Genomic DNA, 20,446 nt, shown 5'->3' on the forward strand with positions numbered 1-20,446 from the left:
AAGAGCCCGCAGACAGCGGCAAAGAACAAAGCTTTTTTGAAGAGAAAGAGACAGCAGCATTTGAGTCTCTGCCGCATAAAAGCACGCAAGAGGAACCTTTGATAGCATCAATCAGTACCCCTGATGAACCAAAGATGCCGTATGAACAGGAGGCTGTTCTTGAGAACGAAGCGATTTCAGAAGCTGATGTTCAACATGAAGACGATTCTGACAAGGACGCGGCAGCCGGCGAAGCGCCGGAACGGGCAGAAACAAATGCAGATGAGCCGGAGTTGTTTGCGAAAGAAAGAGCAGAGGACGCCGGACAGGAAGCTGATGAAAATCAAAAGCAGCGGTTCTTTTCTGATTCGAAGACGGGCCGTGAAAAGAACGGATCTTCCGCCGAATCAAAACCGCAGCGCGGATCTTCCGCCGTACCGTTTAATGTCATGATGCTGGCTTCTGACAAACAAAAAGGAACACCTTCAAACGCTTCCGGCGGGTATGAGTTCCCCAACTTGGCGCTCCTAGATGTTCCTCCCGCCCAAAAACAGGGCGATCAAGCATGGGTAAACGAGCAGCGGGAGCTTTTGGATGTGACGCTTGAAAACTTTAATGTCAAAGCACATGTCGTCCATGTCACACAAGGTCCTTCGGTGACTAGATTTGAAGTGCATCCGGAGCCGGGAGTGAAAGTCAATAAAATTACGAATCTTTCAGATGATATCAAACTCAGCTTATCGGCAAAAGACATTCGCATTGAAGCGCCGATACCCGGAAAAAACACAATCGGCATCGAAGTGCCGAACCTACATAGCAAGATGGTGTACTTGCGTGAAATGATCAGGAGCCCGGAATTTAGAACGAATCCGTCTCCTTTAACAGCAGCTCTCGGGCTCGACATTTCCGGAAAACCCGTCGTGGCCGATCTGAAAAAAATGCCTCATGGTTTAATTGCGGGCGCCACAGGGTCCGGAAAAAGCGTATGTCTCAACACGATTTTAGTGAGCCTGCTGTTTAAAGCGGCCCCTTCAGAGGTGAAGCTGCTGCTCATTGATCCTAAAATGGTGGAACTTGCGCCTTATAATGAAATTCCGCATCTTGTCAGCCCGGTTATTACGGATGCCAAAGCGGCAACGGCGGCATTGAAATGGGTTGTAGAAGAAATGGAGCGGCGCTATGAATTGTTCGCCCATTCCGGAGTTCGCGGCATCGAGAGATTCAATGAAAAGGTTTATGAAGAGAAAATGGGTGAAAAACTGCCATACCTTGTCGTCGTCATCGATGAGCTGGCCGATCTCATGATGGTCGCTCCAAATGAAGTCGAAGAAAGCATTTGCCGAATCGCTCAAAAAGCGAGAGCGTGCGGCATTCACCTGCTGATTGCGACACAGCGTCCTTCGGTCGATGTCATTACCGGCTTGATCAAAGCGAATATCCCGACCAGAATCGCATTTTCCGTTTCAAGCGGCGTCGATTCCAGAACGATTATCGACATGGCCGGGGCGGAAAAGCTGCTTGGAAAAGGGGATATGCTCTTTTTGGAGAATGGATCAGGCAAACCGGTGCGCCTTCAGGGCAACTTTGTATCAGATCAAGAAATCGACCGGGTCGTCTCTCACGTCAGAAAGCAGCAGAAACCGTCTTATTTATTTGAGCAGGAAGAATTGATCAGACAGAATCCGGCTGGCTTTGATCATGACGAACTGTTTCTGGAGGCGTGTGAATTTGCCGTTGAGCAAAACAGCGCCAGCACGTCAAGCCTGCAGAGACGGTTCCGCATCGGCTACAACAGAGCTGCCAGATTAATCGATATGATGGAGAGAGAAGGCATGATATCGGAAGCAAAAGGAAGCAAGCCGAGAGAAGTGCTGATCACACGCGCCGATTTGGAACAGCTGATAGAAAGTAGTTCACTTTTCAGCTAAACATGGTATGATAGCAGATGGGTGCGTTTTTCCCGTTTTTTATGCGCGCCGCAAATTAAAGCGCCGTCAGCGGCGTTTTCAATTATTTTTTTAGATGTTTATTGAAGGGTGCAGAAAATCCTTCATTTAAGGTTTAATCAAACTTAAAAATGTCTGATACTAAAATATCGAGCTGATGCTCAAACAATGAGAAGAAAATGGATGCGGCCGTGCTTTAGGTTGCAAATTGAAATAAGCGTCATATACTGGGAAGCAGATAGACGTTTGTTGGAGGTACAATTATGACTGTTTATCATTTTGTCGGAATAAAGGGGACAGGTATGAGTCCTCTTGCCCAAATTCTCCATGATAATGGATATACTGTCCAAGGATCGGATATCGAAAAGTATATTTTTACACAGAATGCGTTAGAAGAAAGAAACATTCCCATTTACCCTTTTGATCCCGACAACATTAAGCCGGGAATGACCGTTATTGCGGGGAACGCCTTTGCCGATACACATCCGGAAATTGAAAAAGCCCATGCAGAAGGGCTTCCTGTTGTCCGGTATCATAAATTTCTCGGTGACTATCTGAAAAAGTTCACAAGCATCGCTGTAACCGGTGCGCACGGAAAAACATCAACGACAGGACTGCTTTCACATGTCATTCAAAAAGCAAAGCCGACATCTTATTTAATCGGAGACGGCACAGGAAAAGGCAGCACAAACAGCGAATATTTTGTGCTTGAAGCTTGTGAGTACCGCAGGCATTTTCTCAGCTATCAACCGGATTATGCAATCATGACAAATATCGATTTTGACCATCCTGACTATTTTGCAAATATCGATGATGTGTTCGATGCCTTCCAAACGATGGCCCTCCAGGTGAATAAAGGGATCATCGCGTGCGGAGATGATGAATACTTGATGAAGATTCACGCCAACGTTCCTGTCGTATACTACGGCTTTGCGGAGGAAAACGATTTTCAGGCGAGAAATGTCATCAAAAATACGGAAGGCACCACCTTCGATGTTTTTGTCAGAAATACATTCTATGACACGTTCTATATACCTGCTTACGGAAGCCATAACGTCCTGAACGCTTTGGCCGTTATTGCGCTTTGCCATTATGAGCAGGTGGATGTCGATATTATTAAAGAAGGGCTGAAAACATTCCGGGGCGTAAAGCGGAGATTTAATGAAAAAATTGTCGGCAATCAAGTACTGATTGATGACTATGCCCATCATCCGACTGAAATCAAGGTAACGATTGAAGCGGCAAGGCAGAAGTACCCGGACCGGGAGATCGTTGCGGTGTTTCAGCCGCACACGTTTACGCGGACGCAGTCTTTCCTGAATGAATTTGCGGAAAGTCTGAAAAAAGCCGATTATATTTATCTTTGCGACATCTTCGGTTCAGCCCGCGAAAACGCAGGAAAGCTGACAATCGGCGATCTGCAGGAAAAAATCGGCGAGGCGAAGCTTATCGATGAACATGACACATCCGTTTTAAAGAAGCATGAAAACGGAGTTCTGATTTTCATGGGAGCCGGAGACATTCAAAAATATTTAAGAGCATATGAAAATGTATTAGCATAGCATAAAAAAGGCAGTGTGAGTCCAATCCGCTGCTTTTTTGTACATATAAGGCGGGCATTCGGCGAAAGGAATTCATTTGTCCGCGTAGAAAAAATATATAGGAATGAGGTTTACAATTCTGCCTATTGGGTAAACAGATCATTGTAAGCCCGAATGTAAGGAGGATTAGATGATTATTATTCTTTATTTAAGCGCTGCACTCATTGCTGTTGCTTTTCTTATTTTAGTAATCTACTTATCAAAAACGTTAAAATCGCTTCAAATGACGCTTACGAACGTGGCATCGACATTAGAGGGGCTTGAAGGCCAGATGAAAAGCGTGACCGCTGAAACGGCGGAGCTCCTTCATAAGACAAATCGTCTGGCGGATGACATTCAGGAAAAATCGCTGAAGCTGAACACGGTGGTAGATGCGGTTCAGGAGGTCGGAACATCAGTCCGGCAATTTAACGCTTCGATTCAGCAGGTGTCTGACTCTGTTACGTCAGCAGCGGAACAAAACCGGGAAAAAATTTCTCAAGTTGTGAGCTGGAGCAATGCAGCTTTGGAAATTTGGAATAAATGGAAGAGAAAGAAGATGGAGGAGGAATAAAAAATGAGCAAAGAAGGAATGAATACTAAAGATTTTCTCATCGGCACATTCGTAGGCGGAATCATCGGAGCAGCGGCGGCATTGCTTATGGCGCCGAAATCAGGCAAGGAGCTTCGCAACGACCTTGGCAATCAGGCCGCTGTGATCAAGGATAAAACCGGAAGGCTGACGAACGAAGCGAAGGAAAAAGGCGCAGAATATGTCAGCATTGCAAAAGACAAAACATCTTCCATTTCACAGCGTGTAGCCGATCAATCAGCACAGCTCATGGATAAAGTCAGGGATTTGCGGAGCCAGGGAGCTGAAAAGGCTGATGAAGTGAAGAAAGATGCTGCTGCTGCTATTGAGGAGGAGGCAGAGGAAACAAAAGCTGAAGGAAAAGAACAAGAAACAGCCCAGTAATTGAACGCGGAAAGGGAGATCCATCATGCCAAAGCAGCTCATTCAAACAGAGGATGAATTTAACCAGCTGGACCACGACGGAACATTCGTCTTTTTTAAGCACAGTGTGACATGCCCGATCAGCGGGCGCGCTTTCGAGGAATTTGAAACCTTCGTCAAACAGTATGAAGACATTCCGGCCTATTATTTACAGGTGCAGGAAAGCCGCCCGTTGTCAAACTATATTGCCGAGCAGTACGGCATCAAGCACGAAAGTCCCCAAGCCATCATTTTTAAAAACGGGAAAGTAAAATGGCACGCTTCCCATTCACAGATTACCGCCCAGTCTCTTGCAGAAAACAGCAAATAAATTTGGAAAATCATAAAAAAGACCAATTCGTACATCGATTTGGTCTTTTTTTGCTGATTCTAAGGCTTTTGCCTCTTGGAAATGCCTTTTTGCGAAAAGGCATCGTTTCGAACCGTGGTAATGCGATATAATAAAGCCAGCGGGAGGTGACATGATGAACAGCGAATTAAAGGACATGCTTCAATCCGTATTAAAGGAAGAAATCAATCCGATCAATCAGCGCCTTGACGGACTAGATCAGCGCCTTGACGGACTAGACCAACGCCTTGACGGACTAGACCAACGCCTTGACGGACTAGATCAGCGCCTTGACGGGATGGATCAACGCCTTGACAGCATTGAACATGATATGAAAGAAATGAAAAAGGGACAGGAACAGCTTCAGAAGAATGTCATTGAAAGCATCGGCCAATATACAGATAAAATCATCGACTATGTTGACGACAAGACTGATGCTTTAAACCAAAGGTTTTATGCCGCGGAAACCGAAATACAGCGTCTAAAGAGAAAATCAAGCTGAAGAATCAAATCATGATTGATTCTTTTTTTTTATGCTAAAATCATCCTTTCTTCTTTAAAAAATACAGGCTAAAAGCATACACGGCACTAAATATGCTGCATACAATACTTTATCACTTAAAAGCGTTTGGGCAATAAAGAATTTTTTCGTGACATTTTAAGAAACATTGTTTATAATTAACCCTAAATCAATTGAACTCATTCTGATTTTAATAGGGTGAAGCCAAAAGAAAGGATGGATAACATGAGCAATACTGAACTTGATTTGCTGAGGCAGCAGGCAAACGAATTGAACTTGCAGATTTTAAAATTAATTAATGAGCGGGGCAGAATCGTTCAGGAGATTGGAAAAGCGAAGGAAGCGCAAGGAATCAACCGCTATGATCCTGTCAGAGAAAGAACGATGCTGAACAGCATTATTGAAAATAATGATGGTCCGTTTGAAGATTCTACCATTCAGCATATTTTCAAGGAAATTTTCAAAGCCGGGCTGGAGCTTCAGGAAGATGACCACAGCAAAGCCCTTCTCGTCTCCCGGAAGAAAAAGCCTGAAAATACGATTGTTGATCTGAAAGGTGAAAAAATCGGCGACGGTGAACAAAGATTTATTGTCGGTCCATGTGCTGTTGAAAGCTATGAACAAGTGGCCGAAGTCGCAGCTGCAGCTAAAAAACAAGGCTTGAAACTTCTTCGCGGCGGCGCATTTAAACCGCGTACAAGCCCTTATGATTTCCAGGGGCTTGGTGTTGAAGGCCTAAAGATTTTAAAGCGTGTAGCTGACGAATATGATCTGGCCGTCATCAGCGAAATCGTGAATCCGGCGCATATTGAAGAAGCGATCGATTACATTGATGTCATCCAAATCGGCGCCCGCAACATGCAAAACTTTGAGCTGCTGAAAGCGGCCGGCTCTGTGAAAAAGCCTGTTCTATTAAAACGCGGTCTTGCCGCTACGCTGAAAGAATTCATCAATGCTGCAGAATACATCATTTCCCAAGGAAATGATCAAATCATCCTTTGCGAGCGCGGAATTAGAACGTATGAAACGGCGACAAGAAACACGCTCGATATTTCGGCTGTGCCGATTCTTAAACAGGAAACACACCTTCCAGTATTCGTTGATGTCACCCATTCAACCGGACGTCGCGACCTGCTGCTTCCAACTGCAAAAGCAGCACTTGCGATCGGTGCTGACGGCGTAATGGCCGAAGTTCATCCAGATCCATCTGTTGCTCTTTCAGATTCTGCACAGCAAATGGATATTCCAACGTTTGAAAAATGGCTGAATGAACTGAAGCCGCTTGTACAAGTCAAAGCATAACCGCTTCATCCTTTTTTCGACCGCTTATCAGAGCGGTCTTTTTTGTGTACTGTAAAAATTGTCGGAAAAATGTCGTATTTTTATCAAAATCAGCTGTTTTTTCTCATTTAAATTAATTATAAAAATAAAGGGAACGTTTTCATATTAGGTAAAACCGTGTATAATTTCAAAGAGACCCCTTTTGTTTTGCATGATAATGAAAAATAATGTAAACTTGTGATCTGTTTATTTTACATAAAGTTTTACATTTTGACATGTCTCGACATGAAAATGTTTATGCTATAGAAAAAGAGTGTACCCAGTTGAAGGAGTGGTTAAAATGAGTAATGTTACAATATATGATGTAGCACGAGAAGCAAATGTAAGTATGGCGACAGTATCCAGAGTGGTAAACGGAAATCCGAACGTAAAGCCGACAACCCGAAAAAAGGTGCTTGAAGCCATCGAGCGTCTTGGCTATCGTCCCAATGCCGTGGCAAGGGGTCTTGCAAGTAAAAAAACGACAACTGTCGGCGTGATTATACCGGACATCTCCAGCATCTTTTATTCTGAGCTGGCAAGGGGAATCGAAGATATCGCCACAATGTACAAGTACAATATTATTTTGAGCAACTCTGATCAAAATATGGACAAAGAACTGCACCTGCTCAATACGATGCTTGGAAAGCAGGTCGACGGCATCGTGTTCATGAGCGGCCATGTAACGGAAGACCATGTTGAAGAATTCAAGCGTTCTCCGGTTCCGATCGTCCTTGCGGCATCTGTTGAAGAAAAAGGCGAAACGCCGTCAGTTGCGATTGATTATGAACAGGCGATTTATGATGCGGCAAGCATGCTGATAGAAAAGGGCCATAAGCGTTTAGCATTTGTATCAGGCCCGCTGCAAGAACCGATTAATAAAGTCAAAAAGCTTCAAGGTTTTAAAAGAGCCCTTCAAGATAAAGGTCTTGAATTCAAGGAAGAGTATGTTGCTGAAGGCGATTATACATATGATTCCGGCATGGAGGCGCTTGAGACGCTCATGAAGCTTGATGAAAAACCGACGGCTGTTATTTCTGCCACAGATGAGATGGCGCTTGGGATCATCCATGCGGCACAGGATAAGGGGCTTTCCATTCCGGAAGATCTTGAAGTGGTCGGATTTGATAATACACGTCTGTCGCTGATGGTCCGTCCGCAGCTCACAACAGTTGTCCAGCCGACATACGATATCGGCGCCGTCGCGATGAGACTTTTAACAAAACTGATGAATAAGGAAGAGGTCGAAGAGCATATCGTACAGCTTCCGCACCGGATTGAACAAAGACAGTCTACGAAATCCTAAAAAAATAAAAATAAACAAGAAAGAAAGCAAGTTTTCACAGTTTTTTTCGTGAATGTCTTGCTTTCTTTTCCTTGAGCTGGAGAGAATGTAAAAAGATGAAACGTTTTGATTATCTTACACCAGTCGGATTGCTGTTGGGCATTTTCATTTTGGCGGCCGGCGTGATATCGGGAGCAGGCCTTTCCGGATTTTATTCATTTATTGATGTTACGTCTTTTCTGATCGTCACGGGCGGATTATGTGCAGCCGTCTTTATCAGCTTTTCTCCAAAGGATCTGAAAAGAGCGCCGGCAGTACTGAAGCAGGCGTTTATTTCAGAAGATGATGACATAAGGGACCTGGTCAAAACATTTGTCAACCTTTCCGAGCAGGCGAGGAAACAGGGGCTTTTATCATTGGACGCCAATATTCATGAAATGAAAGATCCATTTTTGAAAAAAGGTTTGCTGCTTGCCATAGACGGCTGGGACGAGGAAACGATCCGGAATGTCATGAACTCCGAAATTGCAGCGATGGAGGAAAGGCACAGAAAGGGAAGAAGGATCTTTGAAAAAGCGGGAGAGTTTGCACCTGCGTGGGGAATGATCGGGACTCTCGTCGGACTGGTCTTGATGCTCAAAAATTTGAACAAACCCGAGACCCTCGGCCCGAATATGGCCGTCGCCTTATTAACAACGCTTTATGGCTCTCTTTGATTCCGGAAAAGCGGATATCAAAGACCAGGCATACCCGCTCTTGCATAAAATCGCGGTTTTGCTAAAAACGGTCTCCAACCCGATCAGGGTCGAGGGGCATACAGACAGCCGGCCGATTTCAACATACCGTTTTCCGTCCAACTGGGAGCTTTCCGCGGCAAGGGCGAGCACTGTCATCGGCTATTTTACGGCAATAGAAAAACTCGATTCTTCACGCTTTCTTGCGGTCGGATATGCCGATACAAAACCGGTCAGAGATAATCGAACGGAAAGCCATATGAAGGAAAACCGGCGTGTCGAGATCGTAATCGGCAAATCGAATAAGACGGATTAAAGGCCTTGCGTCAAGCAAGGCTTTTGTTCATGCCAACCCGCGCTAGGTTGAACGGGAGGCTGAGCGGATCGGAAAAAGTGTTTTTGCAACAGTTTGCGCATTTTTTTCTGTAATTTCGGCTTTTCTCGGAATTGGGGCATACAGGCCGTCAGGATCGCCCCAAGCGGCTGAAAGGGGGACGGATGCTTGCTTTTCCCACCTTTTCAGCCATTTTTCAGGCATTTGGCCCTCGGCTTTAATTCCCTTCATTTCAAGCCAGATTCTCCCCCACGCCCGGGGGACGACCCTCCAAATATCATAGCCGCCTCCGCCGACGGCAATCCATCTGCCATCGCAATATTTGTGGGCGAGCTCATGGGCAAGCTTTGGAATCTCTTCATAGATTCTCATCGTCGTACACAAATGTGTGAGCGGATCATAGAAATGAGCATCGGCTCCGTTTTGCGTCAAAATGACGTCGGGCTTGAAAAATTCGGCTATTTCCGTTACCGCTGTGCGGTAGGAATCGATGAATGACTGATCTTCAGTGAACGCATCAAGCGGAATGTTAAAGGCATATCCATAGCCTTCCCCATGCCCTCTTTCCTGAACTTGCCCCGTTCCCGGGAAGAGATAGCGTCCTGTTTCATGGATCGAGACGGTGCAGACCGATGGATCATCATAAAAGGTGAATTGCACACCGTCTCCGTGATGGGCGTCTGTATCGATGTACAACACTCTGGCATGATAGTTTTTCTGCAAATAGCGGATAACGACTGAACTGTCGTTATATATGCAAAAACCTGAAGCTCTCCCTCTGAATCCGTGGTGAAGCCCGCCTCCGAGATTGAGGGCGTGTTTTGCCATGCCTGTCATGACATAGTCGGCAGCCGTCAATGTCCCGCCCACCAAAAGGGAAGCTGCTTCATGCATACCGGCGAATACGGGCGTATCCTCTGTACCGAGCCCGTAGCCCTCGCCGTCAGCCGCCGGCAGTTTTCCCGCTCCGGCCAGCTTGACGGCCTTGATATAATCGCTTGTATGAACAAGGCTGAGTTCAGACTCCGACGCCATCCGCGGAGCGATGATCTCTCCCTTTGCGAACGCGTTCATTGTGTTGAGAAGATCGTATGTGACATAGACTCTCAGCTGGTTAAATGGATGATCTTGATGAAATTGATAGGTTTGATATGAGGGAGTAAATATAAAAACGCAGTCTTTCATAGCGAATCCCTTTGTTCTGCGGGCCAAAGGACTTGATACCCTTTTGATTTGACGTCTTTCATGCTTGATTCGGGATTCATCGTCTGTACGCGAAACACGAGAATTTTGGAGTTTTCCTCTTCGCCTGGATAAACGAGCACGCTTAATATGCTGATTTGACGCCTGCTGAAAATCAAGCTGATGTCAGCGAGGCTTTTGGCGATATTATCTGTTTTGATTTCGATTTGCGAACCCGGAAAATGGGCGCCTGTCAGCTGAACAAATGTATGAAGCAAATCCGACTTGGTCACGATGCCGACGAGCTTACCGTTTTTTACGATCGGGAGGCAGCCGATCTCGTGTTCGAAAAATACGGCTGAGATCTCCTCGGCAAAATCGAGCGGATGCCCTGTTACTACATCTGTTGACATGATCAGCTCAACCGGTTTTTGCAAATCGTCGGCCGAGCTGTTTTGAGAAAATATACTCGGGCTTGCCGTTTTGACATCCCGATCCGTCACGACGCCGACGACAGTCCCCCGTTCATTGACGACGGGGAGGTGTTTAATGTGAAACGTCCTCATTCGTCTGATCGCTTCTTCGATCGTATCTGTTCTTGAAAGCGTCACAACATCCCTTTTCATGATTTTTTCGACAATCATTTTCAGATCCCCTTTGCTCCCTTAATACATAAAGCGGTTGTGGAATCGGAGGCGGTCAAAGCGCTCGATCGATTCCCGGCTGACCTCCTTTCCGATTCGGGCCATTAAACAGTTGGCGGGATGAGAACTGATTTCCGGATCATCCGTGGCAAACCAGACAAGCCCTCCGGCATTCATCATCTTCTCCATCATCTTTCTGTATTCCCAGACATCTTTGTTTGTCCCCTTTAAATCCCAATGCCAGTAATATTCAGTCGTAATGACAATGTATTTTTCCATTTGTTTATCCATCATGCTGACCTCTAAAAGCGTCTTTCCGACGGAGTGGCCTCTGAACTTTGGAATCACCTCGATGGCGCCGAGTTCAATTAAATTTTCCATGTTTCCTTCAGACCATCTTTCGAGCGGATCGGGATAAACATAGGTGACATAGCCGACAATGGTATGATGGAAACGAGCGATGATAATTCGTCCTTCGGGAAGCCCTGCGATTTCGATTAATGCTTCATGCTGTTTTTGAGATGGGCGAAAGGCTGTAAGCTCGGCATGAAATTCATAGTCTGCCAGCTTATCGGGGCTGATAGGGCCCTCTACCAGCAAGGTGCCTTCCCCTGTGTGCAATTCTTTGGCATGATAGGTTTTGTGATGCTCCACGTATCCACCGCCTCATCTTAGTTGAAGTCTTTTATACATAACATACCAAAATATTAAGCGTTTTCAAAGGAAAGAATAATATTTTTTAAAAATTGAGAAAATAAAAAATCTATACTATAATATATTTTGACGATCGAACAAAGGGGGATGGGCATGGAATTGAAAGCGTTACCAGCTGTAAAGGGAAATTATAATCTTAATGACTATGATGAAGCATACCGGACTTTTGACTGGAAAGATGCTGAAAAAAACTTTTCATGGTACAAAACGGGAAAAGTGAATGCGGCTTATGAAGCCATTGACCGCCATGCTGAATCAAGCTTGAAAAACAAAGTCGCTTTTTATTACAAAGATCCGGTCCGCGAAGAAAAGTACACCTTCAGAGAAATGAAAAATGAAACAAATAAAGCCGGGAATGTCTTGAAGCAGCATGCCGATGTAAAAAAGGGAGACCGTGTGTTTGTGTTTATGCCAAGATCGCCCGAGCTTTATTTTGTGATTCTCGGCGCTGTCAAACTTGGAGCCATTGTCGGACCTTTGTTTGAAGCGTTTATGGAGGGAGCGGTGAAAGACCGGCTGCTGAACAGCCAGGCCAAGGTGGTTGTCACCACGCCTGAACTGCTGAACCGCATCCCGGTGAATGAGCTTCCGGATCTGAAATCGATTGTGGTCGTTGGAGAAGGGGTAAAGGAAGAAGGGCTTATTCTAGATTACTTTTCAAAAGTTGGAGAGGCGGACACCCATCTTGACATTGAATGGGTCGATCATGAAGACGGGATGCTTCTTCACTATACATCAGGCTCTACCGGCACACCAAAAGGGGTTCTCCACGTCCATCGGGCGATGCTTCAGCACTACCAGACGGCAAAGTGGGTTCTTGATCTGCGCGATGATGATATTTATTGGTGTACAGCTGATCCCGGGTGGGTGACCGGAACCATCTACGGCATCTTTGGTCCGTGGCTGAACGGGGCAACGAATGTCGTCATCGGCGGCAGATTCAGCCCCGAGTCATGGTACGAGACGATTGAACGATTGGAAGTCACCGTATGGTACAGCGCCCCGACAGCCTTCCGGATGCTGATGGGGGCCGGTGACGAGCTTGTAAACAAATATAATTTGAGCTCGCTGAGACACGTTCTGAGCGTCGGGGAACCTTTAAATCCTGAAGTCATCAGATGGGGACATAAAGTCTTTCATAACCGGATCCATGACACATGGTGGATGACGGAAACAGGCGCACAGCTGATTTGCAACTATCCTTGCATGGAAATCAAACCGGGTTCGATGGGCAAGCCGTTTCCCGGAATCGAGGCTGCGATCGTCGACAATCAGGGAAATGAGCTGCCGCCGTACAGAATGGGCAATCTCGCCATCAAAAAAGGCTGGCCGTCCATGATGCGCTCGATCTGGAATAATCCCGAAAAATACAGCTCATATTTTATGCCGGGAGATTGGTATGTATCCGGAGATTCTGCATATATGGATGAGGACGGATATTTCTGGTTCCAGGGACGCATCGATGATGTCATCATGACATCGGGCGAGCGCGTCGGCCCGTTTGAAGTGGAAAGCAAGCTTCTCGAGCACCAGGCTGTGGCCGAGGCCGGAGTCATCGGCAAACCCGATCCCGTCCGGGGAGAAATTATCAAAGCATTCATCGCCCTTCGGGAGGGATATGAACCGTCGGATTCCTTAAAAGAGGACATCAGGCAGTTCGTGAAGAAAGGATTGGCCGCACATGCCGCTCCAAGAGAAATCGAATTTAAAGATAAACTGCCAAAGACGAGAAGCGGAAAAATCATGAGGCGCGTCCTGAAAGCATGGGAGCTGAACCTTCCGGCCGGTGATCTGTCGACGATGGAGGACTGACACCTCATTGACAATACAAAAATATTATGTTAAAAAAGATTTAGTCAAATAATTAAAAGGTGAAGACTGAGACCAGTAGAACGCATCCGTCCCTGTCGCAGAGAGCTGATGGCCGGTGAAAATCAGCACATATGGATGGTTTGAATTACACTCACGAACCGCTTTTGCGAAAAAGCGCACGGCTTGACTAGCAGAAGAACGGATGATTTCCGTTATCAACACGAGTGAAAAGGGCGCCCCGTGCGTTCTTTTAAGCAGGGTGGTACCGCGATATTCATCGTCCCTTCGTTTCAACGAAGGGGCGTTTTTTATTTTATTGAAAAAGGAGCCAATGACGATGACACACTTACTTGATGATTTGTCCTTCCGGGGATTGATTCAGCAGCAGACGGATGAGGAAGGATTAAGAGAACTCCTTGATCAGGAGAAAATCAGCCTATACTCAGGATTTGACCCGACTGCTGACAGCCTTCATATCGGACATTTACTGCCGATCTTAATGCTTCGCCGTTTTCAGCTGGCCGGGCATCGCCCGATCGCGCTCGTAGGCGGCGCGACAGGCCTGATTGGCGATCCAAGCGGGAAAAAAGCCGAGCGGACGCTGAACAATGAAGAGATTGTCCGTGAATGGTCGCAGAAAATCAAAAACCAGCTTTCCCGTTTTCTCGATTTTGAAGCAGACGAGAACCCGGCGATCATGGCGAACAACTACGACTGGATCGGGCAAATGAATGTGATCGATTTCTTAAGGGATGTCGGCAAAAACTTCGGAATCAACTACATGCTTGCCAAAGATACGGTAAGCTCCAGAATTGAAACGGGCATATCCTACACAGAATTCAGCTACATGATCTTGCAGTCTCTCGATTTCTTGAATTTGTACAGAAATCAGGAATGCAAGCTGCAGATCGGCGGCAGCGACCAGTGGGGCAATATTACATCCGGCCTTGAGCTGATCCGCAAATCTGAAGAAAACGCAAAGGCGTTCGGTTTGACTATTCCGCTCGTCACAAAAGCGGACGGCACGAAATTCGGAAAAACAGAAGGCGGCGCGATCTGGCTTGATAAAGAGAAAACGTCGGCTTACGAGTTCTACCAATTCTGGATCAACACAGATGACAGAGATGTCGTGAAATACTTAAAATACTTCACGTTCTTATCCAAGGAAGAAATTGAAGAACTGGCTGAAAAAACAGAGACTGCTCCGGAAAAACGCGAGGCGCAAAAACGTCTTGCCGAAGAAGTAACGGTCCTTGTTCATGGCCGTGAAGCGTTTGAGCAGGCTGTCAACATCTCAAAAGCGCTCTTCAGCGGAGATATTCAAGAATTGACAGCCGAGGAAGTCAAGGTCGGCTTTAAAGGGGTTCCTTCTTTGGAGCTCGAGCAAACGGATGAGCTGCCGCTCGTCGATGTTCTCGTCCAATCAAAGCTGTCGCCATCAAAACGCCAGGCGCGCGAAGACATCACAAATGGCGCAGTCTACATCAACGGTGAACGACGCACTGACGTAGGCGCAGTGCTCAGCCGCGAAGACCGCATCGAAGGCCAATTTACCGTCATTCGCCGCGGGAAAAAGAAATACTTCCTGCTGACTTACAAGTAAGCTGTCAAACCCTTGCCAAACGGCAAGGGTTTTTTGCATTCAAACGTTTTACGCATGTTCATTCGGGAAATGTCAAAAATACAATTGTAAAGAGCTTTTGATTCTCAAAGCGAGGGAGGCATTCAGAATGAACTTGTTTATTTCAGCGAGAGAGAAGTTTATGGAGGATTATCAAAAGCAGGTTGAGAAGGAAGAGGAAGAACGAGATGTGGGAGCGGACAATCAGTTGAATCAGGCAGAGGATACTAAACGGTTGAAATAAATGGACAATTGGTGTGGCAAGTTCCACTTGTGCTCAAACTGATAACGCTTCTTATAAAATTGCAGAGAGGTTAGCATCATAATAAACATAAACAAGACTTTTTAATGAAGATATGTGACAGAATGGAAAGGGGCTCAATGAGCCTCTTTTTGTTAAATGGACAATCATTCTATTCCTTCCCGAGAACCAAATCTCAAAAGTGGAATGCGTCTGTCAACTTAGAACTCCCCACTTGATGAGGAAGAATACAAAAAAAACGACAAAGCAGGGAACAAACAAAAAACCCTGAAATCAAAGATTTCAGGGTTTTTAAAACAAAGCCGTCATTAACGAGAGTAGAACTCAACGATAAGCGCTTCGTTAATCTCAGCAGGAAGTTCAGAACGCTCTGGAAGGCGAGTGAACGTACCTTCAAGCTTTTCAGCATCAAAAGTCAGGTATTCAGGAACGAAGTTGCTCACTTCAACCGCTTCTTTGACGATCGCAAGGTTTTGAGATTTTTCGCGAAGCGAGATCGTTTGGCCAGGTTTTACTTGGTAAGACGGGATGTCAACGCGGCTTCCGTCAACAAGAATGTGACCGTGGTTTACCAATTGGCGTGCTTGGCGGCGAGTGCGCGCTAGGCCAAGGCGGTAAACGACATTGTCAAGACGTGATTCAAGAAGAATCATGAAGTTTTCACCGTGTTTACCAGTCATTTTCGCAGCTCTGTCAAAAAGATTGCGGAATTGGCGCTCGTTCACACCGTACATATGGCGAAGCTTTTGCTTTTCTTGCAATTGCAAACCATATTCTGATAGTTTTTTGCGTTGTCCCGGACCGTGAGGACCTGGTGCGTAAGGACGTTTTTCTAATTCTTTACCCGTACCGCTTAAAGAGATTCCCAAACGGCGGGATATTTTCCAGCTTGGACCTGTATAGCGAGCCATAATGTGACTCCTCCTTTGGTTTTATTTTGTGAAAATAAAACCCATCTGTTCAATTCAGCCATGTCCATTTTGTTTTCATGTATCCTCGCTCCAGCAGCAAAGAGTTACACGATACACCTTACTTCTGCGTAAGGAACAAAATGAAACACAGATGTAGAACAAAAAGGCTGCAATATTTCACACAAAGATGATTATATAATGTCCGAGAATCAAAGTCAACCATCGATTGACAGCGTCAAAAGTTTCGTGCTGTCAACAAGGATAAAGTCCTGGTTTTGTGATATAATCAGGAAAATCAAATTAGATATTTATGGATATTTTTGGGTGATAATCATGAATAAACAAACAAAAGACCTATATCTGTCTTTTCAACAGGAGATGCTGCAGTTTTTATCGGAAAAACGGGGCGTCTCATACAGCGAATCGGTCGCCTGGCTTAAAGCGGCGGCAGAATCATTTTTTTCATTTATATCTTTAACTTTGCGCGCTTTCTCCGGCCCGGACGCTTTGAAAGGACAGAGCGGCTCCTTGAAAGAAACCAATGAACATTATATCGTGCTGACAATTGAAGAAAACAAATATATTGAACTGTCGTGTCATAAGAATCACAAAATACCTGATGGTCTGGCTGAGTCTGTCCGCCTGTTTTTAAAAAACTGTTTGCAGGCTGAAGCGTCTTATGGTGAGATGGACCGCCAAAGAAAGCTTTATGAACAGACAGCGTTATTTCATGAGCTGATGGATCAGGAACACGTGCTGAAGACGATGCTTGAAAGCTTAAGAGCCGTGTTTCCTTCCTTAACGTACTGCCTTTTCTTGTCTTATGACCAAGATCAGTATCTACAACTGCCCGCAAAAGAAATCGATGTCGATGATGAATCGGCCGATTCTTTCGCGCTGGAGGCCTACCTGACCGGGCAGGTTAAGCTGCAAAACGGCTCTGCCGTATATTTTCCGCTTCAAGGCCGCCAAGGCACGTACGGCGTTTTGAAGGCCGCGGGTCTGCATGCGGCCGAAACCGCCGCTGATATTAGCGTGATCTCGAATGCGGCAGGAATCGCTTTTGAAAATGCGCGGCTTTATGAGCAGGCGAAAAATATGATCTCCAATCTTGAGCTGATCAACGAGACGTCACATCAGCTAAACCGGACAAAGCAGCTTCCGGATATGATGAAATGCTTGTCTGAAAGGCTGATCGACTCTTTTGGAGCAGAAGAGGTGGGCTTTTTTTATCACGATCATTTAGAGGAGCAGCATTTGCTGCCGGGGAGCACCGGTTTTTTTCAAACGGATGCGGCTGATCCGTATATCCGCTATGTCAAAGAGAAATTTTCCGAAGAAAGCGGCGTATTTGTCGGCAACGGTTCTTCTCTGTTCGGCCGCGAAGGCTATGCTTCTTTAATGGGGGTTCCGATGATTGAAAACAATGAAAGCAAGGGATTTGTGATCGCCCTGAAAAAAAATGCCTGTTCCTTTACATTCGAAATGTTCAAGCTGTTTCAGACGCTTATCAGGCATTCCACTCTGGCCATCACAAATTCGATGCTGCGCGACCGCCTAAAGCATTTGGTTCAGACGGACCGGCTGACAGAGCTGTATTCGAGAAGCTACCTAGATGAAAAGATTCAATACAGCATGGAGGTGGATCAGGAAGGGGTGCTGCTTTTAATCGATATTGACAATTTTAAACAGATCAACGATACGTACGGACACCAGACAGGTGATGCCATTCTCATTCAGGTTGCCCGCGTGATCCAGCAGAACATCTGCGAACAGGATGTAGGAGCAAGATGGGGCGGGGAGGAGCTGGCAGTGTACGTTCCGAAAATCGATATGTCGGCCGGAGAAAAGCTGGCTGACCGCCTGATTGAACTTGTCAGGGAAAACACGGAGCCGAAGGTGACGATTTCCTGCGGAATATCACACTGGTCGGCGGACTTCCCAAAATCCCTGACATCTCTTGTCAAGCATGCGGATATCGCCTTGTATGAAGCAAAACGAAACGGAAAAAACAAGCTGATGATTTTTGATCCCCATTTATAGCTGCAAAAAAAGAGCCGGAATTACCGGCTCTTTTTGCTGATGCGCTCTCCAAGTTTTTCGGTGAATGTTTTCAAATAACGCTCATCTACTTCATCAAAACGGTTTTTAATCGGGCTGTCGATATCGAGGACACCGATCACTTCACCGTCCGCTTTAAGCGGAATCACGATTTCAGATTGCGAAGCCGCGTCACAGGCGATATGCCCGGGGAATTTCTGAACATCCTCTACACGTTCGACTTTGGCATTCGCATATGCCGTACCACAGACGCCTTTTCCAAATGGAATGCGCACACAGGCAGGAAGTCCTTGAAACGGTCCTAACACAAGCTCGCCGTCTTTCGCGAAGTAAAAACCGGCCCAGTTGACATCTTCGAGTGAATGGTACAGCAGGGCGGAGGCATTTGCCAAATTCGCAATCATATCAGGCTCACCCTCTGTCAATGCATCTATTTGCTTGAGCAGAAGCTCGTATTTTTTTTCTTTGCTGCCTTCTGTTTTTTCGACATGAAACATGTTATTTCCCTCGCTTTTTCTTTGAAATGGCAAAATCACGCTTGGTGTGATGTGATTTGTCGAGCACTTTTTACAGGACACATCCGCTTTTCGTGGAATTGTTTTTAGTAAGAAGGGGTGAGCTAGATGGGATCTAACTCTTTTTTAACCACAAAGGACAGAATTATTGAATCTGCTGTCGAGCTGTTCAATCAAAAAGGGTTTTCAGGAACGTCCGTCCGTGAAATTGCCAAAACCGCTAATGTCAATGTGGCCCACATCTCCTATTACTTTAACGGAAAAGGCGGATTAATGGAACATTTGGTATCCCGTTTTTATGAAGGGTATTTGCGGATCCTTGAAAAGGGGTACGAACGCCTTCGCGACACAACTGCAAAAGACTGCCTTCTTCAATTGATTTTTGATATTCTATCGTATCAGCATGAACATCGTCAATTAACTCGGTTCGTCTATCGGGAGGTTACGATTGATTCGACGCTGATTCGCGAGGTCATGTCGACATACTTAACAAAAGAAAAGTACATTCTCCATCTGATCATTGAAAAAGGAAAAGAGGATGGGGAATTTTCGCATTTTCCCCTGTCACATTTTATGATCCAGCTGAAATCTCTTTTGACAATGCCTTATTTGCAGCCGCAATATATTTCTGAGGTGCTGTATTTGCAGCCGCACGAACCTTACTTTTACCGGGCGTATTATCAAGAGGTCAAAACATGGATCACCAGCTTGTTTGACAGGAAGGCTAAACAGATTGCCGCTGTTTAGCAAATCGTTCGTTCATAATGTTCATAACCAAATCCGGCATCCTTAGCTTGATGGGCATCAGATCCATAAACAAGCGGGATGTTTTTTTGTTTTGCTTCTTCAATCATCCATTCCTCCAAATAAATGGCACCGGCATAAGGTTTGCGGAGGCCGGATGTATTAAAATCGAGCTCAAGCCCGCGCTCTGCGGCTTCCGTCAGGCAGGAGGAAGCCAGCCGGCGAACCTCGCCGGACATCGTATATGGAAAAAGTTTGACGAATTTTTTCACCAATGTGATATGACCGATTCGTTTTGGCTTCCATGCGCCCAGCGATGATACAATAGAAGAAAAGATTTCCTGATAATAGGCCAGATACACTTGCTCGATCGTTCCGTAGTGCCTGATCAGTTTTTGAAATGCGTCTTCATCATAATCAAGACAGATATGCGATGAGCCGGCCGGCAAAAAATGAACCGACAGGATGCCGTCATCAAGACCGGGGCCGTATTGATCAAGGAACGCTTCGATTTCACGCTCAAAGGCCCGGATGTAATCGACTTCAAGTCCGATGCGAATCTCAATCTGCCTTTTGTATTCTTGTTTCAGCTGTGTAAGGCGTTCCATATAGCGCTCCAATGCTGCCATCGGCATGGCGCTGTCCTGCTGCGGCGTCGGATCGGTGAAAGAAGGCGGCAGCGGGGCATGCTCCGTAAAGGTAACAGATTCAAAGCCTTTTTTGCATAATTCTTCTATATATTGTCTGAATTCATCCTTTGTTCCGTGAGGGCAAAAAGGAGAATGAACATGAGCATCGCGTTTCAGCATGATGTCACCCCGTAAAAAAGTCAGATGTTGTCACTTTGATGTAAAAAAATTAAAAATTCTGCTCAAAAAATGTTGGTTACATGGTATCATAAGAACAATGAAAACGATAGCTAAACATTTAGTTTTACAT

19 protein-coding genes, 2 pseudogenes and 1 other annotated feature are annotated in these 20,446 nt (G+C 45.7%); of the genes and pseudogenes, 15 read left to right on the forward strand and 6 right to left on the reverse strand.

Annotated features, from left to right (window positions below; all coding sequences use genetic code 11):
- From BTR1S_RS18580 to BTR1S_RS18625, 10 genes and pseudogenes are all read left to right on the forward strand, one after another.
- On the forward strand, nt 1-1,907 hold a 1,907-nt coding region (locus BTR1S_RS18580), incomplete at its 5' end, for a DNA translocase FtsK (RefSeq protein WP_061781683.1).
- 281 nt (nt 1,908-2,188) lie between these two features.
- Complete coding sequence (murC, locus tag BTR1S_RS18585; protein ID WP_006638030.1) at nt 2,189-3,487, forward strand: UDP-N-acetylmuramate--L-alanine ligase; 1,299 nt, start codon at nt 2,189-2,191, stop codon at nt 3,485-3,487.
- A 169-nt stretch (nt 3,488-3,656) separates the two neighbouring features.
- Nucleotides 3,657-4,079 (forward strand): DUF948 domain-containing protein, encoded by a 423-nt coding sequence (locus BTR1S_RS18590; RefSeq protein ID WP_006638029.1) that lies wholly within the window; start codon nt 3,657-3,659, stop codon nt 4,077-4,079.
- A 3-nt stretch (nt 4,080-4,082) separates the two neighbouring features.
- Nucleotides 4,083-4,481: a YtxH domain-containing protein gene (locus tag BTR1S_RS18595; protein WP_006638028.1), complete on the forward strand. Its 399-nt coding sequence runs from the start codon at nt 4,083-4,085 to the stop codon at nt 4,479-4,481.
- 25 nt (nt 4,482-4,506) lie between these two features.
- Complete coding sequence (gene ytxJ, locus BTR1S_RS18600) at nt 4,507-4,830, forward strand: bacillithiol system redox-active protein YtxJ (RefSeq protein ID WP_006638027.1); 324 nt, start codon at nt 4,507-4,509, stop codon at nt 4,828-4,830.
- Nucleotides 4,831-4,984: 154 nt separating this feature from the next.
- Nucleotides 4,985-5,350 (forward strand): hypothetical protein, encoded by a 366-nt coding sequence (locus BTR1S_RS18605; RefSeq protein WP_006638026.1) that lies wholly within the window; start codon nt 4,985-4,987, stop codon nt 5,348-5,350.
- Between the two features lie 243 nt (nt 5,351-5,593).
- Nucleotides 5,594-6,670: a bifunctional 3-deoxy-7-phosphoheptulonate synthase/chorismate mutase gene (locus BTR1S_RS18610; RefSeq protein ID WP_006638025.1), complete on the forward strand. Its 1,077-nt coding sequence runs from the start codon at nt 5,594-5,596 to the stop codon at nt 6,668-6,670.
- A 319-nt stretch (nt 6,671-6,989) separates the two neighbouring features.
- Nucleotides 6,990-7,994: a catabolite control protein A gene (ccpA, locus tag BTR1S_RS18615; RefSeq protein WP_006638024.1), complete on the forward strand. Its 1,005-nt coding sequence runs from the start codon at nt 6,990-6,992 to the stop codon at nt 7,992-7,994.
- A 95-nt stretch (nt 7,995-8,089) separates the two neighbouring features.
- Nucleotides 8,090-8,686: pseudogene (locus BTR1S_RS18620) on the forward strand (MotA/TolQ/ExbB proton channel family protein); the annotation flags it as partial.
- Nucleotides 8,682-9,023, forward strand: a pseudogene (locus BTR1S_RS18625) (OmpA family protein); the annotation flags it as partial. The pseudogenes BTR1S_RS18620 and BTR1S_RS18625, both read left to right, overlap by 5 nt.
- Nucleotides 9,024-9,065: 42 nt before the next feature.
- Here BTR1S_RS18625 and BTR1S_RS18630 read toward each other — a convergent pair.
- Genes BTR1S_RS18630 through BTR1S_RS18640 form a run of 3 tightly spaced genes read right to left on the reverse strand, consistent with a single transcriptional unit; the run spans nt 9,066 to nt 11,521 of the window.
- Nucleotides 9,066-10,226 (reverse strand): acetoin utilization protein AcuC, encoded by a 1,161-nt coding sequence (locus BTR1S_RS18630; protein WP_006638021.1) that lies wholly within the window; start codon nt 10,224-10,226, stop codon nt 9,066-9,068.
- Nucleotides 10,223-10,867 (reverse strand): acetoin utilization AcuB family protein, encoded by a 645-nt coding sequence (locus BTR1S_RS18635; protein WP_006638020.1) that lies wholly within the window; start codon nt 10,865-10,867, stop codon nt 10,223-10,225. The genes BTR1S_RS18630 and BTR1S_RS18635 overlap by 4 nt, the downstream gene beginning before the upstream one ends.
- 21 nt (nt 10,868-10,888) lie before the next feature.
- On the reverse strand, nt 10,889-11,521 hold the full coding sequence (locus BTR1S_RS18640; protein WP_006638019.1) for a GNAT family N-acetyltransferase: 633 nt from the start codon (nt 11,519-11,521) through the stop codon (nt 10,889-10,891).
- A 153-nt stretch (nt 11,522-11,674) separates the two neighbouring features.
- On the opposite strand from BTR1S_RS18640, the gene acsA reads away from it, so the two are divergent.
- From acsA to BTR1S_RS23445, 3 genes are all read left to right on the forward strand, one after another.
- Nucleotides 11,675-13,393, forward strand: coding sequence for an acetate--CoA ligase (acsA, locus tag BTR1S_RS18645; RefSeq protein WP_006638018.1), 1,719 nt, complete (start codon nt 11,675-11,677; stop codon nt 13,391-13,393).
- Between the two features lie 53 nt (nt 13,394-13,446).
- Nucleotides 13,447-13,681, forward strand: a binding site (T-box leader).
- Nucleotides 13,682-13,730: 49 nt separating this feature from the next.
- On the forward strand, nt 13,731-14,996 hold the full coding sequence (tyrS, locus tag BTR1S_RS18650; RefSeq protein ID WP_006638017.1) for a tyrosine--tRNA ligase: 1,266 nt from the start codon (nt 13,731-13,733) through the stop codon (nt 14,994-14,996).
- Between the two features lie 127 nt (nt 14,997-15,123).
- Nucleotides 15,124-15,258: a hypothetical protein gene (locus BTR1S_RS23445; protein WP_006638016.1), complete on the forward strand. Its 135-nt coding sequence runs from the start codon at nt 15,124-15,126 to the stop codon at nt 15,256-15,258.
- A gap of 326 nt (nt 15,259-15,584) precedes the next feature.
- Here the strand turns inward: BTR1S_RS23445 and rpsD are convergent, their stop codons facing one another.
- A complete protein-coding gene (rpsD, locus tag BTR1S_RS18655; RefSeq protein WP_006638015.1) occupies nt 15,585-16,187 on the reverse strand; it encodes a 30S ribosomal protein S4 in 603 nt (200 codons plus the stop codon).
- 333 nt (nt 16,188-16,520) lie between these two features.
- On the opposite strand from rpsD, the gene BTR1S_RS18660 reads away from it, so the two are divergent.
- On the forward strand, nt 16,521-18,230 hold the full coding sequence (locus BTR1S_RS18660; RefSeq protein ID WP_029419173.1) for a sensor domain-containing diguanylate cyclase: 1,710 nt from the start codon (nt 16,521-16,523) through the stop codon (nt 18,228-18,230).
- A 20-nt stretch (nt 18,231-18,250) separates the two neighbouring features.
- Here the strand turns inward: BTR1S_RS18660 and msrC are convergent, their stop codons facing one another.
- Nucleotides 18,251-18,745, reverse strand: coding sequence for a free L-methionine (R)-S-oxide reductase MsrC (msrC, locus tag BTR1S_RS18665; protein WP_006638013.1), 495 nt, complete (start codon nt 18,743-18,745; stop codon nt 18,251-18,253).
- 126 nt (nt 18,746-18,871) lie between these two features.
- On the opposite strand from msrC, the gene refZ reads away from it, so the two are divergent.
- Nucleotides 18,872-19,510 (forward strand): forespore capture DNA-binding protein RefZ, encoded by a 639-nt coding sequence (gene refZ / locus BTR1S_RS18670; RefSeq protein ID WP_006638012.1) that lies wholly within the window; start codon nt 18,872-18,874, stop codon nt 19,508-19,510.
- On the opposite strand, the gene hisJ is transcribed toward refZ, so the two are convergent.
- Nucleotides 19,507-20,316 carry a histidinol-phosphatase HisJ gene (gene hisJ, locus BTR1S_RS18675; RefSeq protein WP_006638011.1) on the reverse strand — a complete coding sequence of 270 codons (810 nt, stop codon included), beginning with the start codon at nt 20,314-20,316 and terminating at the stop codon, nt 19,507-19,509. The genes refZ and hisJ overlap by 4 nt on opposite strands.
- Nucleotides 20,317-20,446: the final 130 nt, after the last annotated feature.

Source organism: Bacillus sonorensis NBRC 101234 = KCTC 13918 (assembly GCF_001592005.1).
GTDB lineage: Bacteria > Bacillota > Bacilli > Bacillales > Bacillaceae > Bacillus > Bacillus sonorensis.